The sequence below is a fragment of the Yersinia kristensenii genome, assembly GCF_900460525.1.
In the GTDB taxonomy this organism is placed as follows: Bacteria; Pseudomonadota; Gammaproteobacteria; order Enterobacterales; family Enterobacteriaceae; genus Yersinia; species Yersinia kristensenii.
Map to the genome: position 1 here is coordinate 1,769,225 of NZ_UHIY01000001.1, position 17,818 is coordinate 1,787,042.

The window sequence follows — 17,818 nt, forward strand, 5'->3', positions numbered from 1 at the left end:
TAACGGAGTGGAGCAGTGAGATTTCCCTATCAACGTCTGGCCTATATGTTCGATGCATTGCAATCGGAAACGCTACCTCAGGAGGAGTTAGCGAAACGCTTTGCGGTCTCGACACGCACCGTGCGGGCGGATATTACGGCGTTGAATGAGGTTCTTGAGCATTATGGTGCGCATTTTATCCATAATCGGGGTTTTGGTTATCGGCTGATGATTGATGATGCTGAGCGCTTCCGGGCTTTACAGCAGCAAAATCGTAAGATGTATTTGACGCCGCGCACCGCCAATGAGCGAGTGCATTATCTGCTCATCCGTTTTCTGACCTCTGCTTTTTCATTGAAACTAGAAGATTTAGCCGATGAATGGTTTGTCAGCCGTGGCACATTGCAAAATGATATGGCTGAGGTGAGAGAAAGGTTAAATCGCTACCATCTGACGATTGAAACTAAACCGCGCTATGGTATGAAACTGTTCGGAACGGAGCTGGCCATTCGCACCTGCCTGACGGATTTACTGTTTCAGTTACAGCTGCAAGATGCTGATAACCCGTTATTAAATAATGAGTTTCTCAGTATCCAAACTATTCCTGAACTGACGGGGTTGCTGCATGAGTTACTCGCGCAATACCAGGTGCGGTTAACGGATGAGGGCGAGCAATACCTGATTTTCTACTGTGCGGTGGCGATAAAACGCATCACTGACGGCTATCCATTATCTGATTTTGATGCTGAAGATGTCGATGAGGCGGTTAAGTTGGCTTCTGGCTGTTTATCAAATCAGCTCAAGCTGTTATCCGGTAAAGACATTTCAGCGGCGGAAGAAGCTTATTTGCGGGTGAATATTGCTGCCCGTCGGGTACAAGCCAGCCAGCCCAGCACCAGCCGCCCCAGTGAGATTAATGCTGATGACGAAGAGACTCTGGTGGATTATATCCTTTCGTATATTAATGCTCACTATAACTACAATTTACAGGGCGATAAGCAGTTGCGCAGTGACCTGCTCACCCATATCAAAACCATGATTACGCGGGTGAAATATCAGATTACTATTCCTAACCCCTTGTTATCCAATATTAAACAGCATTACCCAATGGCCTATGATGTCACTCTGGCGGCAGTTTCCAGTTGGGGGAAATACACCCCTTACAGCTTAAGTGAAAATGAAATCGGCTATCTGGTATTGCATATCGGGGTCGGCTTGGAACGCCATTACAACATTGGTTATCAGCGCCACCCGCAGGTGATGTTGGTGTGTGATACGGGGAATTCCACCACTCGAATGATTCAGGCGCAGATTTCCCGTAAGTACCCGCAGATTGTGATGACCCAGACTATTTCCCTGCGTGATTACGAAAATCTCGACCATATCGACGAAGATTTTATTATTTCCAATTCGCGATTAGCAGAGAAGAACAAGCCGGTGGTGGTGATGTCGCCGTTCCCGACAGAATATCAATTAGAGCAACTCGGTAAGCTGGTCTTAGTCGACCGAACTCGGCCCTATATGCTGGAAAAATTCTTTGATAACAATCACTTTATGATTATCGACCAGCCGATGACCCAGGCGCAGTTGTTCAAAAAAGTTTGTAGTCAGCTAGAAGAAGAAGGATTTGTTGATGCGGATTTTTACCCCTCAGTCGTCGAGCGGGAGGCGATAGTCTCCACCATGCTGGGCGAGGGGATTGCACTGCCACATTCACTGGGCTTATTAGCCAAGAAAACCGTGGTGGTCACTTTGTTGGCCCCTGAGGGGATTGCCTGGGGGGACGGCGAAGTTGCTCATGTGATTTTCTTGCTGGCTATCAGTAAAACGGATTATGAAGAGGCGATGGCCATTTATGACCTGTTTGTCACTTTTGTGCGCGAGCGCTCCATGAGCCGTTTATTGAGTAGCCAGCATTTTGATAGTTTTAAGGCCATCGCGATTGATTGTTTGAGTCGGATCTGAGCGTATCAGTTATGCAGCGATACGGGTTCCGGTTTATACAATTTAGTCAGATTCGAAACATCGATGTTTTCTTCTGCTTTTGCGAGATCGTAAGCCGCCTGAAGGCGAAGCCACATGGCCGGAGTGCTTCCCAAAACCGCCGCCAGTTTCACGGCCATTTCCGGCGAAATGGCTGAGTGACAGGAGACAAGCCGCTGGACAGTGGACGGTGCTACGTTTAATGCTCTCGCCAATTCTCTCATCCCGAGATCCAGATCTTCGAGGATTCCTTCAATCATTTCTCCCGGATGTGGGGGATTATGCATTTTCATTAGTGATAGTCCTCGTAGTTAAGAATAAATGCATCTCCGTCTGTAAACTTGAACGTAATGCGCCAATTTCCGCTCACTGTTACTGACCAGATGTTTTCTCTGTCACCCTGTAACGGGTGGAGTTTGTACCCCGCGACATTGACATCTTCAATTGTTTCCGCCAGGTCGATAAATCGTAAACGGTCGCGGAGCCGCTTAACATGCTGAGGGTTAATGCCAGCGGCAGAACCCGTTTCAAAGAAGCGTTGCAGTCCCTTGTGTTTCCAACTTTTTATCATTTCTCGTTCCCTGTTGCGCCACGAGAAACATTATAGCGAATGTTTCGCACTGCGCAACACTCGTTGTATTAAAAATCAAATCACTGCCAGCCATATCTCCTCACAAACCAGCCTTTCACGAGTTGTGTCGTCACCATATAACCGGTCAAAATCAAAATCAGCCATGGGAAGTAAGACAGTGGCAGCGCCTGTAATTGCAGGAATCCAGCCAGTGGTGAGAAGGTCAGCCCGATACCGACCACCACCACGGCCAATGTCATCAGACACAGTGGCCATGAGGCGCGGCTCTGAATAAACGGAATTTTGCGAGTACGAATCATATGCACAATTAAGGTCTGGGACAGCAACCCCTCGACGAACCAGCCGGACTGAAACAAGGTCTGCATTTCGGGTGTATTGGCTTTAAATACCCACCACATCAGGCTGAAGGTCAAAACGTCAAAGATTGAACTTATCGGCCCAAAGAACACCATAAATCGCCCTAAATCACCGGCGTTCCAGCGTTGTGGTTTGGCCAGTTGCTCTTCGTCGACATTATCGAATGGAATGGCTATCTGGGAAATATCATACATCAGGTTTTGGATCAGCAAATGTAGCGGCAGCATCGGTAAGAAAGGCAAAAATGCACTGGCAATCAGCACACTAAAAACGTTACCGAAGTTGGAGCTGGCCGTCATTTTGATGTATTTCAACATGTTGGCGAAAGTGCGGCGGCCCTCTATCACCCCCTGTTCCAGCACCATCAAGCTTTTTTCCAGCAAAATAATATCGGCCGCTTCTTTGGCAATATCTACCGCCGAATCCACGGAGATCCCGATATCAGCCGCCCGCAGTGCCGGGGCATCATTGATACCATCCCCCATAAACCCAACCACATGGCCCGCATTGCGCAGGTTTTGCACGATGCGCTCTTTATGCATCGGTGTCAGTTTGGCAAACACGGTGGTGGTGCGGGTCGCTTCGGTCAGTTCCGCTTCGCTCATCTGCTCGATATCACTGCCGCGCAAGACTTGCTCGACAGACAGCCCGACATCCTTACAGACTTTACGCGCCACTAACTCATTGTCACCAGTAAGAATTTTGACGTTAACGCCACTGTTTTTCAACGCCAGCAGCGCGGGCGCGGTACTCTCTTTGGGCGGATCGAGGAAGGCGATATATCCTTCAAGAATCAGGTCATATTCGTCGATAACAGCATAATCTCGCTGATATGCCGGTAAAATCCGTGTCGCGACGGCCACCACTCGCAACCCTTGCTGGTTCTGCTCATCAGTGATGCGGCGAATGCGCGCCAGCAGCGCGTCAGTCAATGGGATAACGTCATCCCCCTGGCGGACATGGCGGCAAATAGACAGTATCTCTTCCAATGCGCCCTTGCAGATTAGCTCGTGATAATTCGATTTGTCGCTGACCACCACGGACATGCGACGGCGCTCAAAATCAAATGGAATTTCATCGATTTTGCGATAACCCGCCAGCGTGTCGGCAGATTGAGATTCGGCGCTGGCGGATTCACTCATGGACGAGAGTACCGCCACATCAAGCAGGTTTTTTAGCCCGGTTTGGTAGTAACTATTGAGCCAGGCATAGCGCAGTACCCGCTCACAATTGGCACCAAACACGTCGGTGTGGCTCTCCAGCACAATCTTGTCTTGAGTCAGAGTGCCGGTCTTATCGGTGCACAGAACATCCATCGCGCCAAAGTTTTGGATAGCATCCAGCCGTTTGACGATGACTTTCTGCTTTGACAGCTTCACTGCCCCTTTTGCCAAAGTCGATGTGACAATCATTGGCAGCATTTCTGGGGTCAAACCCACGGCGACCGAGAGGGCAAACAGCGCGGCCTCCCACCAATCACCTTTGGTAAAGCCATTGATCAGCAACACAATTGGCGTCATAACCAACATAAAGCGGATCAACAACCAACTGACTTTACTGATGCCGCTTTGGAAAGCATTGGGTTGCTCATCCTGATGAGTTACGCGCTCAGCCAGTAAGCCAAAATAAGTTTGGTTACCGGTTCCAATGACAATGGCGAGCGCAGATCCACTCACCACATTGGTGCCCATAAAGCACAGGGTATCCCGCTCCAATGGGTTTTGCTCATCACATTCACGGCATTGTGCCACTTTCTCAACCGGCAGCGATTCACCGGTCAGGGCGGCCTGGCTGATAAACAGGTCTTTCGCCACCAAAATACGGAGATCCGCCGGGATCATGTCGCCAGCAGACAGTTTGATAATATCGCCCGGCACCAACTGGGAAATAGGCAGCTCGCGATGTTCACTCTTTCCAGTATGAGCATCACTTCGCAGCACTGTGGCGGTGTTGCTGACCATGGCCTTCAGGGTATCGGCTGCGCGGTTAGATCGGGCTTCCTGAATAAAATGCATCAGGGTGGAAATCAATACCATGGCACCAATCACCAGCGCGGCGGTGAGATCTTCCGTGGCGTAAGAAATCAGAGCCAGAATGGTCAAGAGTAAGTTAAAAGGATTGCGATAACAGTGCCATAGGTGAACCCACCAAGGAGCAGCTTGCTGATTCTCAATCAGATTACTGCCACTGTTTAGGCGAATGGCCTCGGCTTCCTGCTCAGTCAGCCCCTCGGGGTGACTTTGAAAACGTTGGTAAAGTTGCTGGGGCGTTTCATTGGCACACTGCAAACGCTGTAGAGTCAGGTCTGCCGGGATATGGGCCGCACTTCCCGCAGAAAGCCCGTCTAGCATGGTTTCCCGGCGGATCAGGCGGCGGGGCAGGTTACGGCTCAATACATTGAGCAATTGCCGAGTGAAATTTTTAACTTGCATGGTTCAAACCTTACTGTCACGCCCTGAAGTTTTTATTGAATGAACTTCAGGTTGCACCCACGGCAAACCTGCCGTAGAAAGGGCAAAAATAGCATCAGCAGAAACCAACGCAGGGGAAATGCGCAGTGACTGCCTATCGGATTGTTATGATCCAATAAGGCAACCACGTCAGACGGAGGATGACCTTATCGGTACACCCAAAGGGGGCAGATCGAGGGAACAGGGTCCACTGGGTAATTAACCTCCGGCGAGTGAAGAATCGTTTTGCTTAAGTTTGAGCACTCAAGCAGCTATACGAGCAGTAAACAGCATGACGATTGTCGCGCGACAAAATGTTGCCACGGCAAAAATCACCCTGACGGTGATTTCATCCGTTAGGGTAATAATATGTTACCAGTCATGGAGATATCATGCGCTGAGTCTGATTCTGTGCATGGTATGCTTCCCACTGTTCTGCTAAATATAAATAATCAGTTTATTATATGTATTCAAACCTAAACATTAGGTAAACCATGCAAAACCGTTTGACCATTAAGGACATTGCCCGCATGAGTGGAGTTGGAAAATCCACAGTTTCACGGGTATTGAATAACGAAAGCAGTGTCAGCCCACAGACTCGCGAGCGGGTTGAGGCGGTTATTCGTCAGCAAGGTTTCACTCCATCAAAATCGGCACGCGCGATGCGCGGGCAAAGCGATAAAGTGGTGGGGATTATTGTCTCGCGCCTGGATTCCCCATCTGAGAATCAAGCGGTGCGCACCATGTTACCGCTATTCTACCAGCAAGGTTACGACCCTATTTTGATGGAGAGCCAGTTTGATCCTGAGTTGGTTAGCGAGCATTTGCATGTTTTACAACAGCGCCATGTTGATGGTGTTATTCTTTTTGGTTTCACTGGCTTAACCGCAGAAATGCTCACGCCGTGGCAGGAAAAAATGGTGGTATTGGCGCGAGAATATACCGGTTTTTCTTCGGTTTGTTATGATGATGAAGGGGCGGTGCGCCTCTTGATGGATAAACTACGTCAAGCCGGACATCGCCATATCAGTTATATCGGGGTGCAGCCCTCGGATGCCACGACCGGTATGCGCCGTCACCAATCCTACCTCGATTACTGCCAGCAATATGACCTGACTCCCACTGTCGCGTTGGGTGAATTGAGTTATCAAAGTGGCTTTTTGCTCGCGCCTCAAGTGATAAAACCGGATACCTCCGCGCTAGTTTGTGCCTCTGATACCATCGCCATGGGGGTTAGTAAGTACTTGCAGCAGCAAGGGAAGCAAAATATCCAGGTCTGTGGTATCGGGAATACCCCGCTCTTGAGTTTCTTGTTCCCTAATAGCCTGTCAGTCGAGCTGGGTTACGGTAGCGCTGGCATGAAAGCGGCATCACAACTGCTTGATCAACTTAATAATAGTCATCCTATTCAACAAATTATCATTCCCGGTCAATTAGTCTGATGCTTCTTTTATCATAGTGATGCTCCCTGCAATTTCATCTTGAGGGGGCACTGCTGACACGGACAGATTTCTGACGAAAACTCATATAAAAAATGGCCAATTTGTGATCTTGAACCCAAGTTGGGAACGTTCCCATTTCATAAAAATAAATACCTAGCTAATCTTTAATGAGCTGAATATATAAGCAGCTATCATTTTTATAGCCGACGTTTATTTTTAATTTGTTTTTTGTTCCAGACAGAATGGACAGATTTTTTTAAAAAAAACTTACAATTCAATACGCTATCTCACCTTTACGAAAGGTATGTTGAAATGAGCAAAGTAAAACAACAAGACATCGATCAATTGATCGTACTGGTGGGAGGCAGAGAAAATATTGCCACCGTCAGCCACTGCATTACCCGGTTACGTTTTGTGCTAAATGATCCTGCGAAAGCATTTCCCAAAGAGATAGAAAAGCTGTCGATGGTCAAAGGCTGCTTTACCAATGCCGGTCAATTTCAAGTGGTTATCGGGCCAGAAGTTGATGATTACTACAAGGCGCTGATTGCTAAAATTGGCCAGAATGAAGTGGATAAAGAACAAACCAAACTGGCCGCGCGACAGAATATGACGTGGTTTGAGCGCGGTATTTCTCACTTTGCCGAGATTTTCTTCCCTCTATTACCTGCATTGATCAGCGGCGGCTTGATCCTCGGTTTCCGTAATGTGATCGGCGACATCCCGATGTCCGATGGTAAAACGCTGGCGCAGATGTATCCGGCGTGGAAAACCATTTATGACTTCCTTTGGTTGCTGGGCGAAGCCATCTTCTTCTACCTGCCAGTGGCTATCTGTTGGTCAACTGTGAAGAAAATGGGCGGCACGCCAGTATTGGGGATTGTCTTGGGGATTACGTTGGTTTCTCCGCAGTTAATGAATTCCTATTTACTGGGGCAGCAAGTTCCCGAGATTTGGAACTTCGGCTGGTTCACCATTCAAAAAGTGGGTTATCAGGCGCAGGTTATCCCCTCTATTCTGGCCGGTTTAGCTCTGGGCTGGATTGAAACCAATCTGAAAAAAATTATTCCCGCTTATCTCTACTTAGTTATCGTGCCGGTGGTGTCCTTGTTGCTGGCCGTGTTCCTTGCTCATACTTTGATTGGGCCATTTGGCCGCATGATTGGTGATGGTGTGGCATGGGCGGTTAAAATGGTGATGACCGGCAGTTTCGCCCCTATTGGTGCTGCACTGTTTGGTTTCCTGTATGCGCCATTGGTGATTACCGGCATACATCAGACCACGTTAGCCATTGATATGCAGATGATTCAGAGCATGGGCGGCACGCCAGTTTGGCCGCTGATTGCTTTGTCGAATATTGCGCAAGCTTCTGCGGTGCTGGGTATTATCATTATCAGCCGTAAGATCAATGAGCGCGAAATCTCTGTTCCGGCGGCGATTTCAGCTTATCTCGGTGTGACTGAACCCGCTATGTACGGTATTAACTTGAAATACCGTTTCCCGATGTTGTGCGCCATGATTGGTTCTGGACTGGCTGGCCTGATTTGCGGGCTGACCGGAGTGACGGCCAATGGTATTGGTGTCGGTGGGTTACCGGGTATTTTGTCCATCAAACCGCAGTTCTGGGCGATTTATAGCTTGGCCATGTTGGTGGCGGTTGTTGTGCCGTTGATTCTGACCATCTTGGTTTATAAACGCAAAGACAGTCGCGGCGAATTGCCGGTCTGAATCCTGAACCTCCGCCAGAGATTATTCTCTGGTGGAGTTATTCTCAAGTGAAGTTTTTTCTCAATTTTTTCGGTTTTTTCTACAAATAAGAGTCTGTTATGAATAATCCTATCCCTTGGTGGCAAAACGGCGTCATTTATCAGATTTACCCGAAGAGTTTTCAGGACAGCACCGGTAATGGCTACGGCGACTTGGCGGGGGTGACGCAACGGTTGGATTATCTGCAAAAGCTGGGTGTTGATGCCATCTGGCTGACGCCGGTGTATGTCTCGCCACAAGTGGATAATGGTTATGATGTGGCGGATTATTGCGCCATTGACCCGGCTTACGGCACTTTGGATGACTTCAAAACTCTGGTAGAACAAGCCCATCAACGGGGTATTCGCATCGTGATGGATATGGTGTTCAATCACACATCCACTGAGCATGCCTGGTTTAAAGCATCCCAAGATCGCAACAGCCCTTACCGCCAGTTTTATATTTGGCGTGATGGAGAGGGAGACAATTTACCCAATAACTGGCGCTCTAAATTTGGTGGTAATGCCTGGCAATGGCACGCAGCCAGTGGTCAGTATTATCTGCATTTATTCGCCACCGAGCAGGCTGATCTCAACTGGGAACACCAACCGGTACGCGACGAACTGAAAAAAGTGTGTGAGTTTTGGGCTGATATTGGCGTAGATGGCTTGCGTCTGGATGTGATCAATTTGGTATCCAAGCAGCAAGACTTCCCCGATGACTTTGAAGGCGATGGCCGTCGTTTCTATACTGATGGCCCGCGTATCCACGAATTTTTACAAGAAATGAGCCGCGATGTGTTTCAGCCGCGCGGCCTGATGACCGTCGGGGAGATGTCTTCCACCCGCCTTGAGCATTGCCAGCGCTATGCCGCCTTGGGCGGTGACGAACTGTCGATGACCTTTAATTTCCATCATTTGAAAGTGGATTATCTCAAGGGTGAGAAATGGTCGCTGATGTCACCGGATCGCGTCGAACTTAAGCAGATTTTTAACCAATGGCAGCAAGGGATGCATAACCGTGCCTGGAATGCATTGTTTTGGTGTAATCACGACCAGCCGCGCATTGTGTCGCGTTTTGGTGATGAAGGTGCATTGCGTTTACCTGCCGCCAAGATGCTGGCGATGGTGCTGCACGGTATGCAGGGCACGCCTTATATTTATCAGGGCGAAGAGATTGGGATGACCAATCCAAACTTCAGCTCAATTGATCAATATCGTGATGTTGAAAGCCTGAATATGTTTGCCGAATTAAGTGCGAAAGGCCGTGATCCTGACGAATTATTGGCAATTTTGGCGACTAAATCCCGCGATAATGGCCGTACCCCAATGCAATGGGATAGTCAGCAGAATGCTGGATTCAGCCAAGGAACACCGTGGATCGAACCTTGCAGTAATTACACCAATATTAACGTCGAAGCCGCATTGGCAGATGCTGATTCGGTGTTTTATGCCTATCAATATTTAATAGCTCTACGCAAGCAGCACTATGTGTTCACTTTTGGTGACTATCAGGATCTTTGCCCACAACACCCTGATTTATGGTGTTATTTACGGAGTTGGCAAGGTAAGAAATTACTGGTGGTCGCGAACCTGAGTGGTGAGTCACGGCAATGGCAGCCGGAGGGCATTGAGCAGGATAGTAACTGGCAGTTGTTGATGAGCAGCTATGGCGAAAGTGCTTTCCAGCCGCAGGAGATGGAATTGCGGGCCTATGAAGGGATTTATTGGATTAGAGAAGATTGATGGCTTACGGCTGGTATTCACCAGCCGTGACGCAATAACATCAGAATTAACGACGTACCGCGATAGCTTCGATTTCTATTTTCACATCTTTTGGCAAGCGGGCCACTTCGACACATGAGCGCGCAGGGAATGGCGCATTGTGTTCTGCGAAGAAAGCTTCGTAAGTGGCGTTAACGGTACTGAAATCATTCAGATCTTTAACGAATACTGTGGTTTTCACGATATCGGCTACTTTTAGGCCAGCAGCTTCGACAATAGCTTTCACATTTTCCAGTGATTGACGTGCCTGAGCTGAAACGTCATCGGCCACCAGGCCGGTTTTCGGATCAACCGGGATTTGGCCGGAAGTGATGATCATGCTGCCCAGATCGACACCTTGAACATAAGGGCCAATAGCGGCAGGGGCGAGTTCAGTGCTGATAATGCGTGACATGTAGACTCCTGGTTATGAAATATCATAATTAATTATCCCCATCATTATAAAGATGGAGCGAATTACAGCAACCCGCGCGCGTCAACTTTGCGGCTAATCTGCTTGTCACTAATCTGCTTGTAACACCACCTGGTGATCGAACTCTTTCTCGCAATATTTGCATTTAAGGTGAATCTCACCCTGCTTGGCTTTCACCTTAAAGCTAGAGTCGACGGGCTCGTTGTGGCTGATACAGTTGCTATTAGGGCAGGTGAGTACGCCGTCGATATGCTCCGGTAGACTGAGAGTCAGCTTTTTGACGACTTCGTAATTATCAATGCGGTTGACGGTAGCATCCGGGGCATACATCGCCAATTGGTTGGCTTGCTGCTCTGTTAGGAAGGTATTTTCTATTTTAATCAAATCCTTACGGCCGGAACGCTTAGAGGGTAAATTCAACCCGATGGTAATGCGCTGGTCAGTTGCAGTCAGTTTGAACAGCGACAGCAATTTGAACCCGATTTGCGCCGGAATATGGTCAATCACGGTGCCGCATTTAATCGCTTCAACCTGTAATTTGTAATCCTGAGTCATGTTCAATCCCCTTAAAGAGCCAAATCTGCGTTGAGTACCAGCGCCAACAGCGCCTGACGTGCAAAAATCCCATTACCTGCTTGTTGGAAATAGTAGGCGTAAGGGGTTTTATCAACATCGGTGGTGATTTCATCAATACGTGGCAGCGGGTGTAGTACTTTGAGATTATCTCGCGCACCGTTCAAATCAGCCGCGCGGAGGACAAACTGTGCTTTAACGTTGGCGTATTCCGATGGGTCAAGGCGCTCTTTTTGCACCCGGGTCATATAGAGAATATCCAGCTCTGGCACCACTTCTTCAATACTTTCGTGCAGGCTATATTCAATGCCTTTTTCTTCCAACATTTCAAGGAGATAAGCTGGCATTGCCAGGGCATCTGGAGCGATAAAGAAGAAGCGATTGCCATCAAATTTAGCCAAGGCTTGCGTCAGCGAGTGCACCGTACGACCATATTTTAGGTCACCGACCATGGCGATATTAATGTTATCCAGCCGCCCTTGGGTTTCTTGAATCGTGAATAAATCGAGCAGTGTTTGGGTCGGATGCTGGTTGGCTCCGTCACCGGCATTGACCACTGGTACATGGCCGGAGAACTGGGCGGCAAGGCGGGCAGCTCCTTCTTGCGGGTGGCGCATGACGATGGCATCGACATAGGTACTGATTACTGACATGGTATCAGCCAGCGTCTCGCCTTTTTTACCCAGCGAAGTGTTACTGCTATCCGAAAAACCGACGACGGATGCGCCAAGGCGGTGAATAGAGGTTTCAAATGATAAACGGGTACGAGTTGAGGCTTCGAAAAAGCAACTGGCGATCACTTTGTGTTTTAACAGCTCAGGTTGCGGGTGGCTTTTTAGACTAGCGGCCGTGCGCAGTACCAGCTCCAACTCCTCGCGACATAAGTCGTTAATTGAGATTATATGCTTGTGATACAATGGGTTGACCATTTCGCTCTCCTCTGTGACCCGTCATGCTTCAAGCTGCATGTGCGTTGGCTGCTTTCGCTCATCCCAGTTACTTACTTAAAGTCAGTAGGCTCTTGGGGATTTGCTCAGTTGCCGCCTTCCTGCAACCCGAATTATTTAGGGTATATATTTTAATTAGTGATAATGCTTAATTTGGTTCCGATCAGCAGACAAAAAAAAAGCCCCTCAATGAGGGGCTTTTCAGGATCGGTTTAGCAACGGGAGAAAGAACGGCAATTGGCTGCCTGCTGGCAGTTTATTTTGTCGGCCATCAATAGGGCCATGTTCCACAAAACGACGATGTTTAGCAAAATTCAAGCGGCTTTTCATCATATCTCCCGGCAAATTGTGGCGAATTATACTCGCGTGGGATTTCTCTGCAAGGGGGAAAGGCCGCATTTTTTATGATTAGCAAACGATTACCCAGTACATTTTGATTTAAAATATCTTAAGTTGGGTAATGTTTGTTTAGATGTGATTTGTTCAGTGACTGGTTTGGTTGTTGACGCTGCGGATCATCTTTCGGTTGATAGTCGTTCAGTTATTACCTTACCTCTGTGGCCTCAACCGAGCAGGAGGGCAGGCCGGCCCTCCTGCACCTGCGGCTTGCGCGAAATATTACTGCTATTCGCAGTCCCCTCCGGCAGCCGTTGGCCTTATCGAGCCAGCGCGAGTCGCTTCCTGCTCCAGCGCGCTTTTCGCCGCCGTCCATGGCGGCTCACTCGGGCCATCGTCTTTGTCGGTAATATTCCTGATTGCGCTCAAGGTCAAAAGAGAAAATCAAAACCATTGTTTTGACCTTGAAATTAAAAGCACATTTGAGCAGCCGAGTGAAGAATGTAGCTAGGGAAATCCGCCATGGACGGCGGATTTAGGCGTCATGAGCAGGGACGCGAATAAAGCCGTCCCGCCAGCGGAATGATGAAGGAGGGAACCCACGAAGTGGGCAAGCGATACGTGCGAAAGCGCGGGATTCCACAAGGGGGCCGCGGCCCCCTTTGGCGGTTGGTGCATCGGAGGCTAAGTGGGCAATGAAATTCTAACAACCGAAGCGGATCATCTAATCAGGCATCAACCGAAATCTGATCGCATGCTGGCAATGAAGTTCTAACAACCGAACCTATCATCTAATTGAATATCAACTGAACCGCAAAATAAAAACTTAATCTTCATCAAAGCCCGAATTAAACAACTCAATTACCGCCGCCAGGGCTTGTATCTCATCAGGCCCGGTCGCTTCAACCTCAATTTGACGGCCTTTGGCAGAATCAAGCATCAGCAGTGCAATCACACTGCTGGCTTCGGCTTCGGTACCACTGTCATTGCGTAACATCACTTCTGCATCAAAACTTTGAACCAGCTCGAACAATTTCATTGCGGGTCTGGCGTGCATCCCCAACTTGTTTTTGATCTCAACTGTCTGTTTGACGGTCATTATTTACGCTTTTCCAGAGTACGATGACGTGATTGGACATTCTTCCCACGGGCGCGGAAGTAATCGGCCAGTTGTTCCGCAACGTAGACTGAGCGGTGCTTACCGCCGGTACATCCAATGGCTACCGTCAGATAACTGCGGTTATTGGTTTCCAGCATCGGCAACCACAGCTCCAAATAGCTGCGGGTCTGATAAATAAAGTTATGCACTTCGGTATGGCGATCAAGGAAAGAAGCCACCGGCTTATCCAGCCCTGTCATTGGGCGTAATTTCGGGTCCCAGTGCGGGTTTGGCAGGAAGCGGACGTCGAAGACATAATCTGCATCAATGGGCAGACCGTGTTTAAAGCCGAAGGATTCAAACACCATGGTCAGCTCGCGCTCACGTTTACCCAGCAAGCGGGTGCGCAGCATCTCAGCCAACTCATGCACTGACATTTCAGAAGTATCAATAATCAAGTCAGCCCGTGAGCGCAAAGGCTCTAGCAAGTCGCTCTCTTCATCAATAGCACTTTCTAATGACAGATTCTTGGTCGACAGCGGATGTAGCCGACGGGTATCACTATAGCGACGAATCAGGGTATTGCGGTCAGCATCCAAAAACAGCAACTGCGGGGAAAAGCTATCCGGCAGTTGGGTCATGGCATGTTCAAATACCTCAGGAGATTCAGGCATATTGCGCACGTCTATGCTCACCGCGGCAGAGATATTCCTATCGGCAAGTGTACTCGCCAATTGCGGCAGCAGAACCACGGGCAAGTTATCGACGCAATAGAAACCCATATCTTCCAATGCGCGCAAAGCTACAGACTTCCCTGAACCGGAACGGCCGCTGACAATCATCAGCACCATGTGAGTGACTCCCTTTGTAGAACCTTGTATTCCGGCAACAGCCGGGCATCACGGATAAAATAGACGTTACTTGCCTGATTACGCTGTTTCTGGCGGTAATTCAGTCATGATTTGATAAAGCTCATCATCACTTTGCGCCGCCCGTAAACGACGACACACTGTTTTATCAGCTAATCGCTTGGCGACTAAAGACAAAGTGTGTAAGTGAGTTTTACATTGATCTGCTGGAACCAACAAGGCAAATAATAGATCAACCGGTTGGTTATCAATAGCATCGAAAGCAATAGGTTGGTCCAGGCGGATAAATACACCTACAGCGCGCAGTGTATCTTCCTCCAGCTTGCCATGAGGGATCGCGATACCACTACCAATACCTGTACTGCCCATGCGTTCGCGGGTTAACACAGCATCGAAAACGATCTGTGACGGCAGGTTCAGCTGTTTGGCAGCTAACTCGCTGATAATTTCCAAAGCCCGTTTTTTACTTGAGCAATGTACGGAGCTTTTGGTGCACTCGATATTTAATACCGAGCTTAATTGCAATGCTGGATCGTTGATCATCTCATCTTTCACTTAAGCGCTGTTTTACGCCTGATGCCAGCGGAATATTCTTCTCTGCTGGCATCAGGTGGTGTAGCGAGTGTAGAACCTTTGCTGTGTACCCGTCATACTTCAAGCTGCATGGATGTAACTCGAATTATCCAGGGTATATAACAGCAACAAGGGCCCCTAATGTTGTTTCAGTTTATCTTTATGCTTGTTTAACTGGCGGGCCAGTTTATCAACCAAAATATCAATTGCGGCGTACATATCTTCCTGCTCTGAACTTGCGTGCAACTCGCCCCCATTCACATGCACCGTTGCTTCTGCAATTTGTTTTACTTTTTCGACACTTAAAACCACATACACCTGGTTAATTCGATCAAAATATTGCTCTAGTTTGGCAAATTTAGTGGTCACAAACTCGCGTAATGCTTCGGTTATTTCGACATGATGTCCGGTAATATTGAGTTGCATAGTGTCTTCCTTCTCAGTTCAGGTCAAACCAACTGTTTACGCTGGTTTGACGGCGGGATGGATAACGACTCTCGGTACTTCGCGACGGTACGCCGTGCCACCATAATGCCTTGTTCGCATAATAGTGTCGTCAGCTTACTGTCACTCAGTGGTTTGGCAGGATTTTCTGCCGCAACCAATTTTTTCACCAGTGCACGGATTGCAGTGGAAGAAGCTTCACCCCCGCTTTCTGTATTGACGTGACTGGAGAAGAAATATTTCAGCTCGAAAATACCCCGAGGACTGTGCAGGAATTTCTGCGTGGTCACACGGGAAATTGTCGACTCATGCATATCCACGGCTTGGGCAATGTCTGCCAGTACCATGGGTTTCATAAATTCAGGCCCACTTTCAAAAAAGGCCACTTGCTGCTCAACAATGCAGCGCGCCACTTTTAACAGTGTCTCATTACGGCTTTCAAGGCTTTTTATCAACCATTTTGCCTCTTGCAGATTGCTGCGGATAAACTGCCCGTCACTGTCATTACGGGTGCTGCTGCCCATTGCCGCATACTGCTGGTTGATTTTCAGGCGTGGAATGCTATCGGCATTCAGCTCTACCGTCCAGTGCCCTTTGTCTTTACGCACCAGAACGTCCGGTATGACGTACTCAGATTCCCCGGTATTGATAGACTGGCCAGGGCGCGGATCCAGTGATTGAATCAGAGCAATGGCTTCTTTAAGTGTATCTTCTTTTAACCGACTTAAACGGATCATCGTGCGGAAATCATGGTTGCCTAGCAAATCCAGATAATCACTAATGACCAGGCGCGCTTCGGCAAGATAAGGCGTGTCTTTGGCATATTGCGACAACTGCACCAACAGGCATTCACGCAAGTTGCGAGCAGCGACACCAATGGGATCAAAGTGTTGTATTCGCTTAAGCACCGCTTCAACTTCGTCTAACCCGACGTTTTCATCTCCCATACTTTCCAGAATGTCTTCCAGTGGCACAGTAAGATAGCCGGTTTCATCAACCGCATCGACGATAGAAGTCGCAATCGCAGCATCAGTTTCAGAAAAGGGGGTCAAGTCCACTTGCCACATTAAATAATCTTGTAGCGTTTGGGTGGTTTCCCCCTGGTAGACCGGTAGTTCGTCGTCACTGTAATCATTGCCCATACCAGATGGTGTGCCCGCGGTGTAAATCTCATCCCAGGTGGCATCCAGTGGTAACTCTTCCGGCATATCTTTTTGTTCCAGCGCTTCGCGCGTATCAAGCGCTTCACTGTCTACCGTTTCTTTTGCATCTATCTCTTCGTGAAGATCGGTTTGCTCAAGCAGGGGGTTACTCTCCAGCGCTAACTGAATCTCCTGCTGGAGCTCTAGCGTAGAAAGCTGCAACAGGCGAATAGCCTGCTGTAGCTGCGGAGTCATGGCCAGTTGTTGGCTGAACTTGAGTTGCAAACCTTGCTTCATAATGCAGTATCAATTTTCCTGGTGGCTAACAAAGTCATTAATAGTGTGCCGTGATGAGAAGATTAAAGGCGGAACTCCTCACCCAGATAAACACGTTTAACTTGTTCGTCGGCCAAAATTTCCTGTGGTGTTCCGTGAGCGATTAAATGCCCTTGGCTTACAATATAAGCCCGCTCACAAACGTCTAGTGTTTCGCGCACGTTATGGTCGGTAATTAGGACACCGAGGCCACTGTCGCGCAGGTGTTCAATTATTTTTTTGATATCAATAACAGAAATCGGGTCAACCCCAGCAAACGGTTCATCCAGCAGAATAAATTTAGGATTAGCCGCCAGTGCACGGGCGATTTCAACCCGGCGACGTTCACCACCGGAAAGTGATTGGCCCAGACTGTCACGTAAATGAGTAATATGGAACTCTTCCATTAACTCATCAGCCCGCTCCTGACGTTGCTCAGATGAGAGGTCTTTACGGATTTCCAGCACCGCCATCAGATTGTTAAAGACACTCAGGCGGCGGAAGATGGAAGCTTCTTGCGGTAAGTAGCCAATTCCGCGCAGGGCGCGTTCATGGAGAGGCAAGAGGCTGATATCTTCGTCATCAATCACAATACGCCCGGCGTCACGCTGAACAATGCCGACGACCATATAAAAAGTGGTGGTTTTACCGGCACCGTTTGGCCCAAGTAAACCGACAATCTCACCGGACTTTACTTTCAAGCTGACGTCTTCGACCACTTTACGGCCTTTGTACGCCTTAGCCAGTTTTTCTGCGATTAATGTTGCCATAAATG

17 protein-coding genes are annotated in these 17,818 nt (G+C 48.5%); 4 read left to right on the forward strand and 13 right to left on the reverse strand.

The annotated features are described in order from the left end of the window. Positions 1–15: 15 nt before the first annotated feature. Positions 16–1,944 carry a BglG family transcription antiterminator gene (locus tag DX162_RS08150; RefSeq protein ID WP_004392351.1) on the forward strand — a complete coding sequence of 643 codons (1,929 nt, stop codon included), beginning with the start codon at positions 16–18 and terminating at the stop codon, positions 1,942–1,944. A gap of 5 nt (positions 1,945–1,949) precedes the next feature. Here DX162_RS08150 and DX162_RS08155 read toward each other — a convergent pair whose 3' ends face one another. The 3 genes from DX162_RS08155 to mgtA all read right to left on the reverse strand — a co-directional run bounded on the left by DX162_RS08155 (position 1,950) and on the right by mgtA (position 5,343). Further along, complete coding sequence (locus DX162_RS08155) at positions 1,950–2,255, reverse strand: HigA family addiction module antitoxin (RefSeq protein WP_032820758.1); 306 nt, start codon at positions 2,253–2,255, stop codon at positions 1,950–1,952. After that, positions 2,255–2,533, reverse strand: coding sequence for a type II toxin-antitoxin system RelE/ParE family toxin (locus tag DX162_RS08160; protein WP_004392349.1), 279 nt, complete (start codon positions 2,531–2,533; stop codon positions 2,255–2,257). The genes DX162_RS08155 and DX162_RS08160 overlap by 1 nt, the downstream gene beginning before the upstream one ends. An 80-nt stretch (positions 2,534–2,613) precedes the next feature. Then, positions 2,614–5,343 (reverse strand): magnesium-translocating P-type ATPase, encoded by a 2,730-nt coding sequence (gene mgtA, locus DX162_RS08165; protein ID WP_004392348.1) that lies wholly within the window; start codon positions 5,341–5,343, stop codon positions 2,614–2,616. 512 nt (positions 5,344–5,855) lie between these two features. Between mgtA and treR the strand changes: the two genes are divergently transcribed. The 3 genes from treR (at position 5,856) to treC (ending at position 10,294) form a co-directional block, all read left to right on the forward strand. Then, a complete protein-coding gene (gene treR, locus DX162_RS08170; protein ID WP_098081070.1) occupies positions 5,856–6,803 on the forward strand; it encodes a trehalose operon repressor TreR in 948 nt (315 codons plus the stop codon). Between the two features lie 312 nt (positions 6,804–7,115). After that, positions 7,116–8,531, forward strand: a complete 1,416-nt coding sequence (gene treB / locus DX162_RS08175) for a PTS trehalose transporter subunit IIBC (protein ID WP_004392346.1) — start codon at positions 7,116–7,118, stop codon at positions 8,529–8,531. A 98-nt stretch (positions 8,532–8,629) separates the two neighbouring features. Then, positions 8,630–10,294 carry an alpha,alpha-phosphotrehalase gene (gene treC / locus DX162_RS08180; RefSeq protein WP_004392345.1) on the forward strand — a complete coding sequence of 555 codons (1,665 nt, stop codon included), beginning with the start codon at positions 8,630–8,632 and terminating at the stop codon, positions 10,292–10,294. Between the two features lie 46 nt (positions 10,295–10,340). Here the strand turns inward: treC and ridA are convergent, their stop codons facing one another. The 10 genes from ridA to lptB form a co-directional block, all read right to left on the reverse strand. Then, complete coding sequence (ridA, locus tag DX162_RS08185) at positions 10,341–10,727, reverse strand: 2-iminobutanoate/2-iminopropanoate deaminase (RefSeq protein ID WP_004392344.1); 387 nt, start codon at positions 10,725–10,727, stop codon at positions 10,341–10,343. 108 nt (positions 10,728–10,835) lie between these two features. Continuing rightward, positions 10,836–11,300: an aspartate carbamoyltransferase regulatory subunit gene (gene pyrI, locus DX162_RS08190; RefSeq protein WP_004392342.1), complete on the reverse strand. Its 465-nt coding sequence runs from the start codon at positions 11,298–11,300 to the stop codon at positions 10,836–10,838. An 11-nt stretch (positions 11,301–11,311) separates the two neighbouring features. Then, positions 11,312–12,247 (reverse strand): aspartate carbamoyltransferase, encoded by a 936-nt coding sequence (gene pyrB, locus DX162_RS08195; protein ID WP_032820756.1) that lies wholly within the window; start codon positions 12,245–12,247, stop codon positions 11,312–11,314. A 219-nt stretch (positions 12,248–12,466) separates the two neighbouring features. Further along, positions 12,467–12,595, reverse strand: coding sequence for a hypothetical protein (locus DX162_RS22755; protein ID WP_265331453.1), 129 nt, complete (start codon positions 12,593–12,595; stop codon positions 12,467–12,469). An 832-nt stretch (positions 12,596–13,427) separates the two neighbouring features. Then, positions 13,428–13,700, reverse strand: coding sequence for a PTS phosphocarrier protein NPr (gene npr / locus DX162_RS08200; RefSeq protein ID WP_005162489.1), 273 nt, complete (start codon positions 13,698–13,700; stop codon positions 13,428–13,430). Then, a complete protein-coding gene (gene rapZ / locus DX162_RS08205) occupies positions 13,700–14,551 on the reverse strand; it encodes an RNase adapter RapZ (RefSeq protein ID WP_004392034.1) in 852 nt (283 codons plus the stop codon). The genes npr and rapZ overlap by 1 nt, the downstream gene beginning before the upstream one ends. A 78-nt stretch (positions 14,552–14,629) precedes the next feature. Then, complete coding sequence (gene ptsN, locus DX162_RS08210; protein ID WP_032820610.1) at positions 14,630–15,112, reverse strand: PTS IIA-like nitrogen regulatory protein PtsN; 483 nt, start codon at positions 15,110–15,112, stop codon at positions 14,630–14,632. Positions 15,113–15,280: 168 nt separating this feature from the next. Next, entirely contained in the window at positions 15,281–15,568 is a 288-nt protein-coding gene (hpf, locus tag DX162_RS08215; RefSeq protein WP_004392031.1) for a ribosome hibernation promoting factor, read from the reverse strand. Positions 15,569–15,591: 23 nt separating this feature from the next. Next, complete coding sequence (rpoN, locus tag DX162_RS08220) at positions 15,592–17,025, reverse strand: RNA polymerase factor sigma-54 (RefSeq protein WP_004392030.1); 1,434 nt, start codon at positions 17,023–17,025, stop codon at positions 15,592–15,594. Between the two features lie 62 nt (positions 17,026–17,087). Further along, entirely contained in the window at positions 17,088–17,813 is a 726-nt protein-coding gene (gene lptB, locus DX162_RS08225; protein ID WP_004392029.1) for an LPS export ABC transporter ATP-binding protein, read from the reverse strand. Positions 17,814–17,818 lie beyond the last annotated feature (5 nt).

Coding starts and splice junctions, on each gene's coding strand:
- DX162_RS22755 (WP_265331453.1), bottom strand. CDS start 12,595: ATGAAAAGCCGCTTGAATTTTGCTAAACATCGTCGTTTTGTGGAACAT.
- mgtA (WP_004392348.1), bottom strand. CDS start 5,343: ATGCAAGTTAAAAATTTCACTCGGCAATTGCTCAATGTATTGAGCCGT.
- treC (WP_004392345.1), top strand. CDS start 8,630: ATGAATAATCCTATCCCTTGGTGGCAAAACGGCGTCATTTATCAGATT.
- DX162_RS08160 (WP_004392349.1), bottom strand. CDS start 2,533: ATGATAAAAAGTTGGAAACACAAGGGACTGCAACGCTTCTTTGAAACG.
- npr (WP_005162489.1), bottom strand. CDS start 13,700: ATGACCGTCAAACAGACAGTTGAGATCAAAAACAAGTTGGGGATGCAC.
- ridA (WP_004392344.1), bottom strand. CDS start 10,727: ATGTCACGCATTATCAGCACTGAACTCGCCCCTGCCGCTATTGGCCCT.
- hpf (WP_004392031.1), bottom strand. CDS start 15,568: ATGCAACTCAATATTACCGGACATCATGTCGAAATAACCGAAGCATTA.
- DX162_RS08155 (WP_032820758.1), bottom strand. CDS start 2,255: ATGAAAATGCATAATCCCCCACATCCGGGAGAAATGATTGAAGGAATC.
- rapZ (WP_004392034.1), bottom strand. CDS start 14,551: ATGGTGCTGATGATTGTCAGCGGCCGTTCCGGTTCAGGGAAGTCTGTA.
- pyrB (WP_032820756.1), bottom strand. CDS start 12,247: ATGGTCAACCCATTGTATCACAAGCATATAATCTCAATTAACGACTTA.
- treR (WP_098081070.1), top strand. CDS start 5,856: ATGCAAAACCGTTTGACCATTAAGGACATTGCCCGCATGAGTGGAGTT.
- ptsN (WP_032820610.1), bottom strand. CDS start 15,112: ATGATCAACGATCCAGCATTGCAATTAAGCTCGGTATTAAATATCGAG.
- lptB (WP_004392029.1), bottom strand. CDS start 17,813: ATGGCAACATTAATCGCAGAAAAACTGGCTAAGGCGTACAAAGGCCGT.
- rpoN (WP_004392030.1), bottom strand. CDS start 17,025: ATGAAGCAAGGTTTGCAACTCAAGTTCAGCCAACAACTGGCCATGACT.
- treB (WP_004392346.1), top strand. CDS start 7,116: ATGAGCAAAGTAAAACAACAAGACATCGATCAATTGATCGTACTGGTG.
- pyrI (WP_004392342.1), bottom strand. CDS start 11,300: ATGACTCAGGATTACAAATTACAGGTTGAAGCGATTAAATGCGGCACC.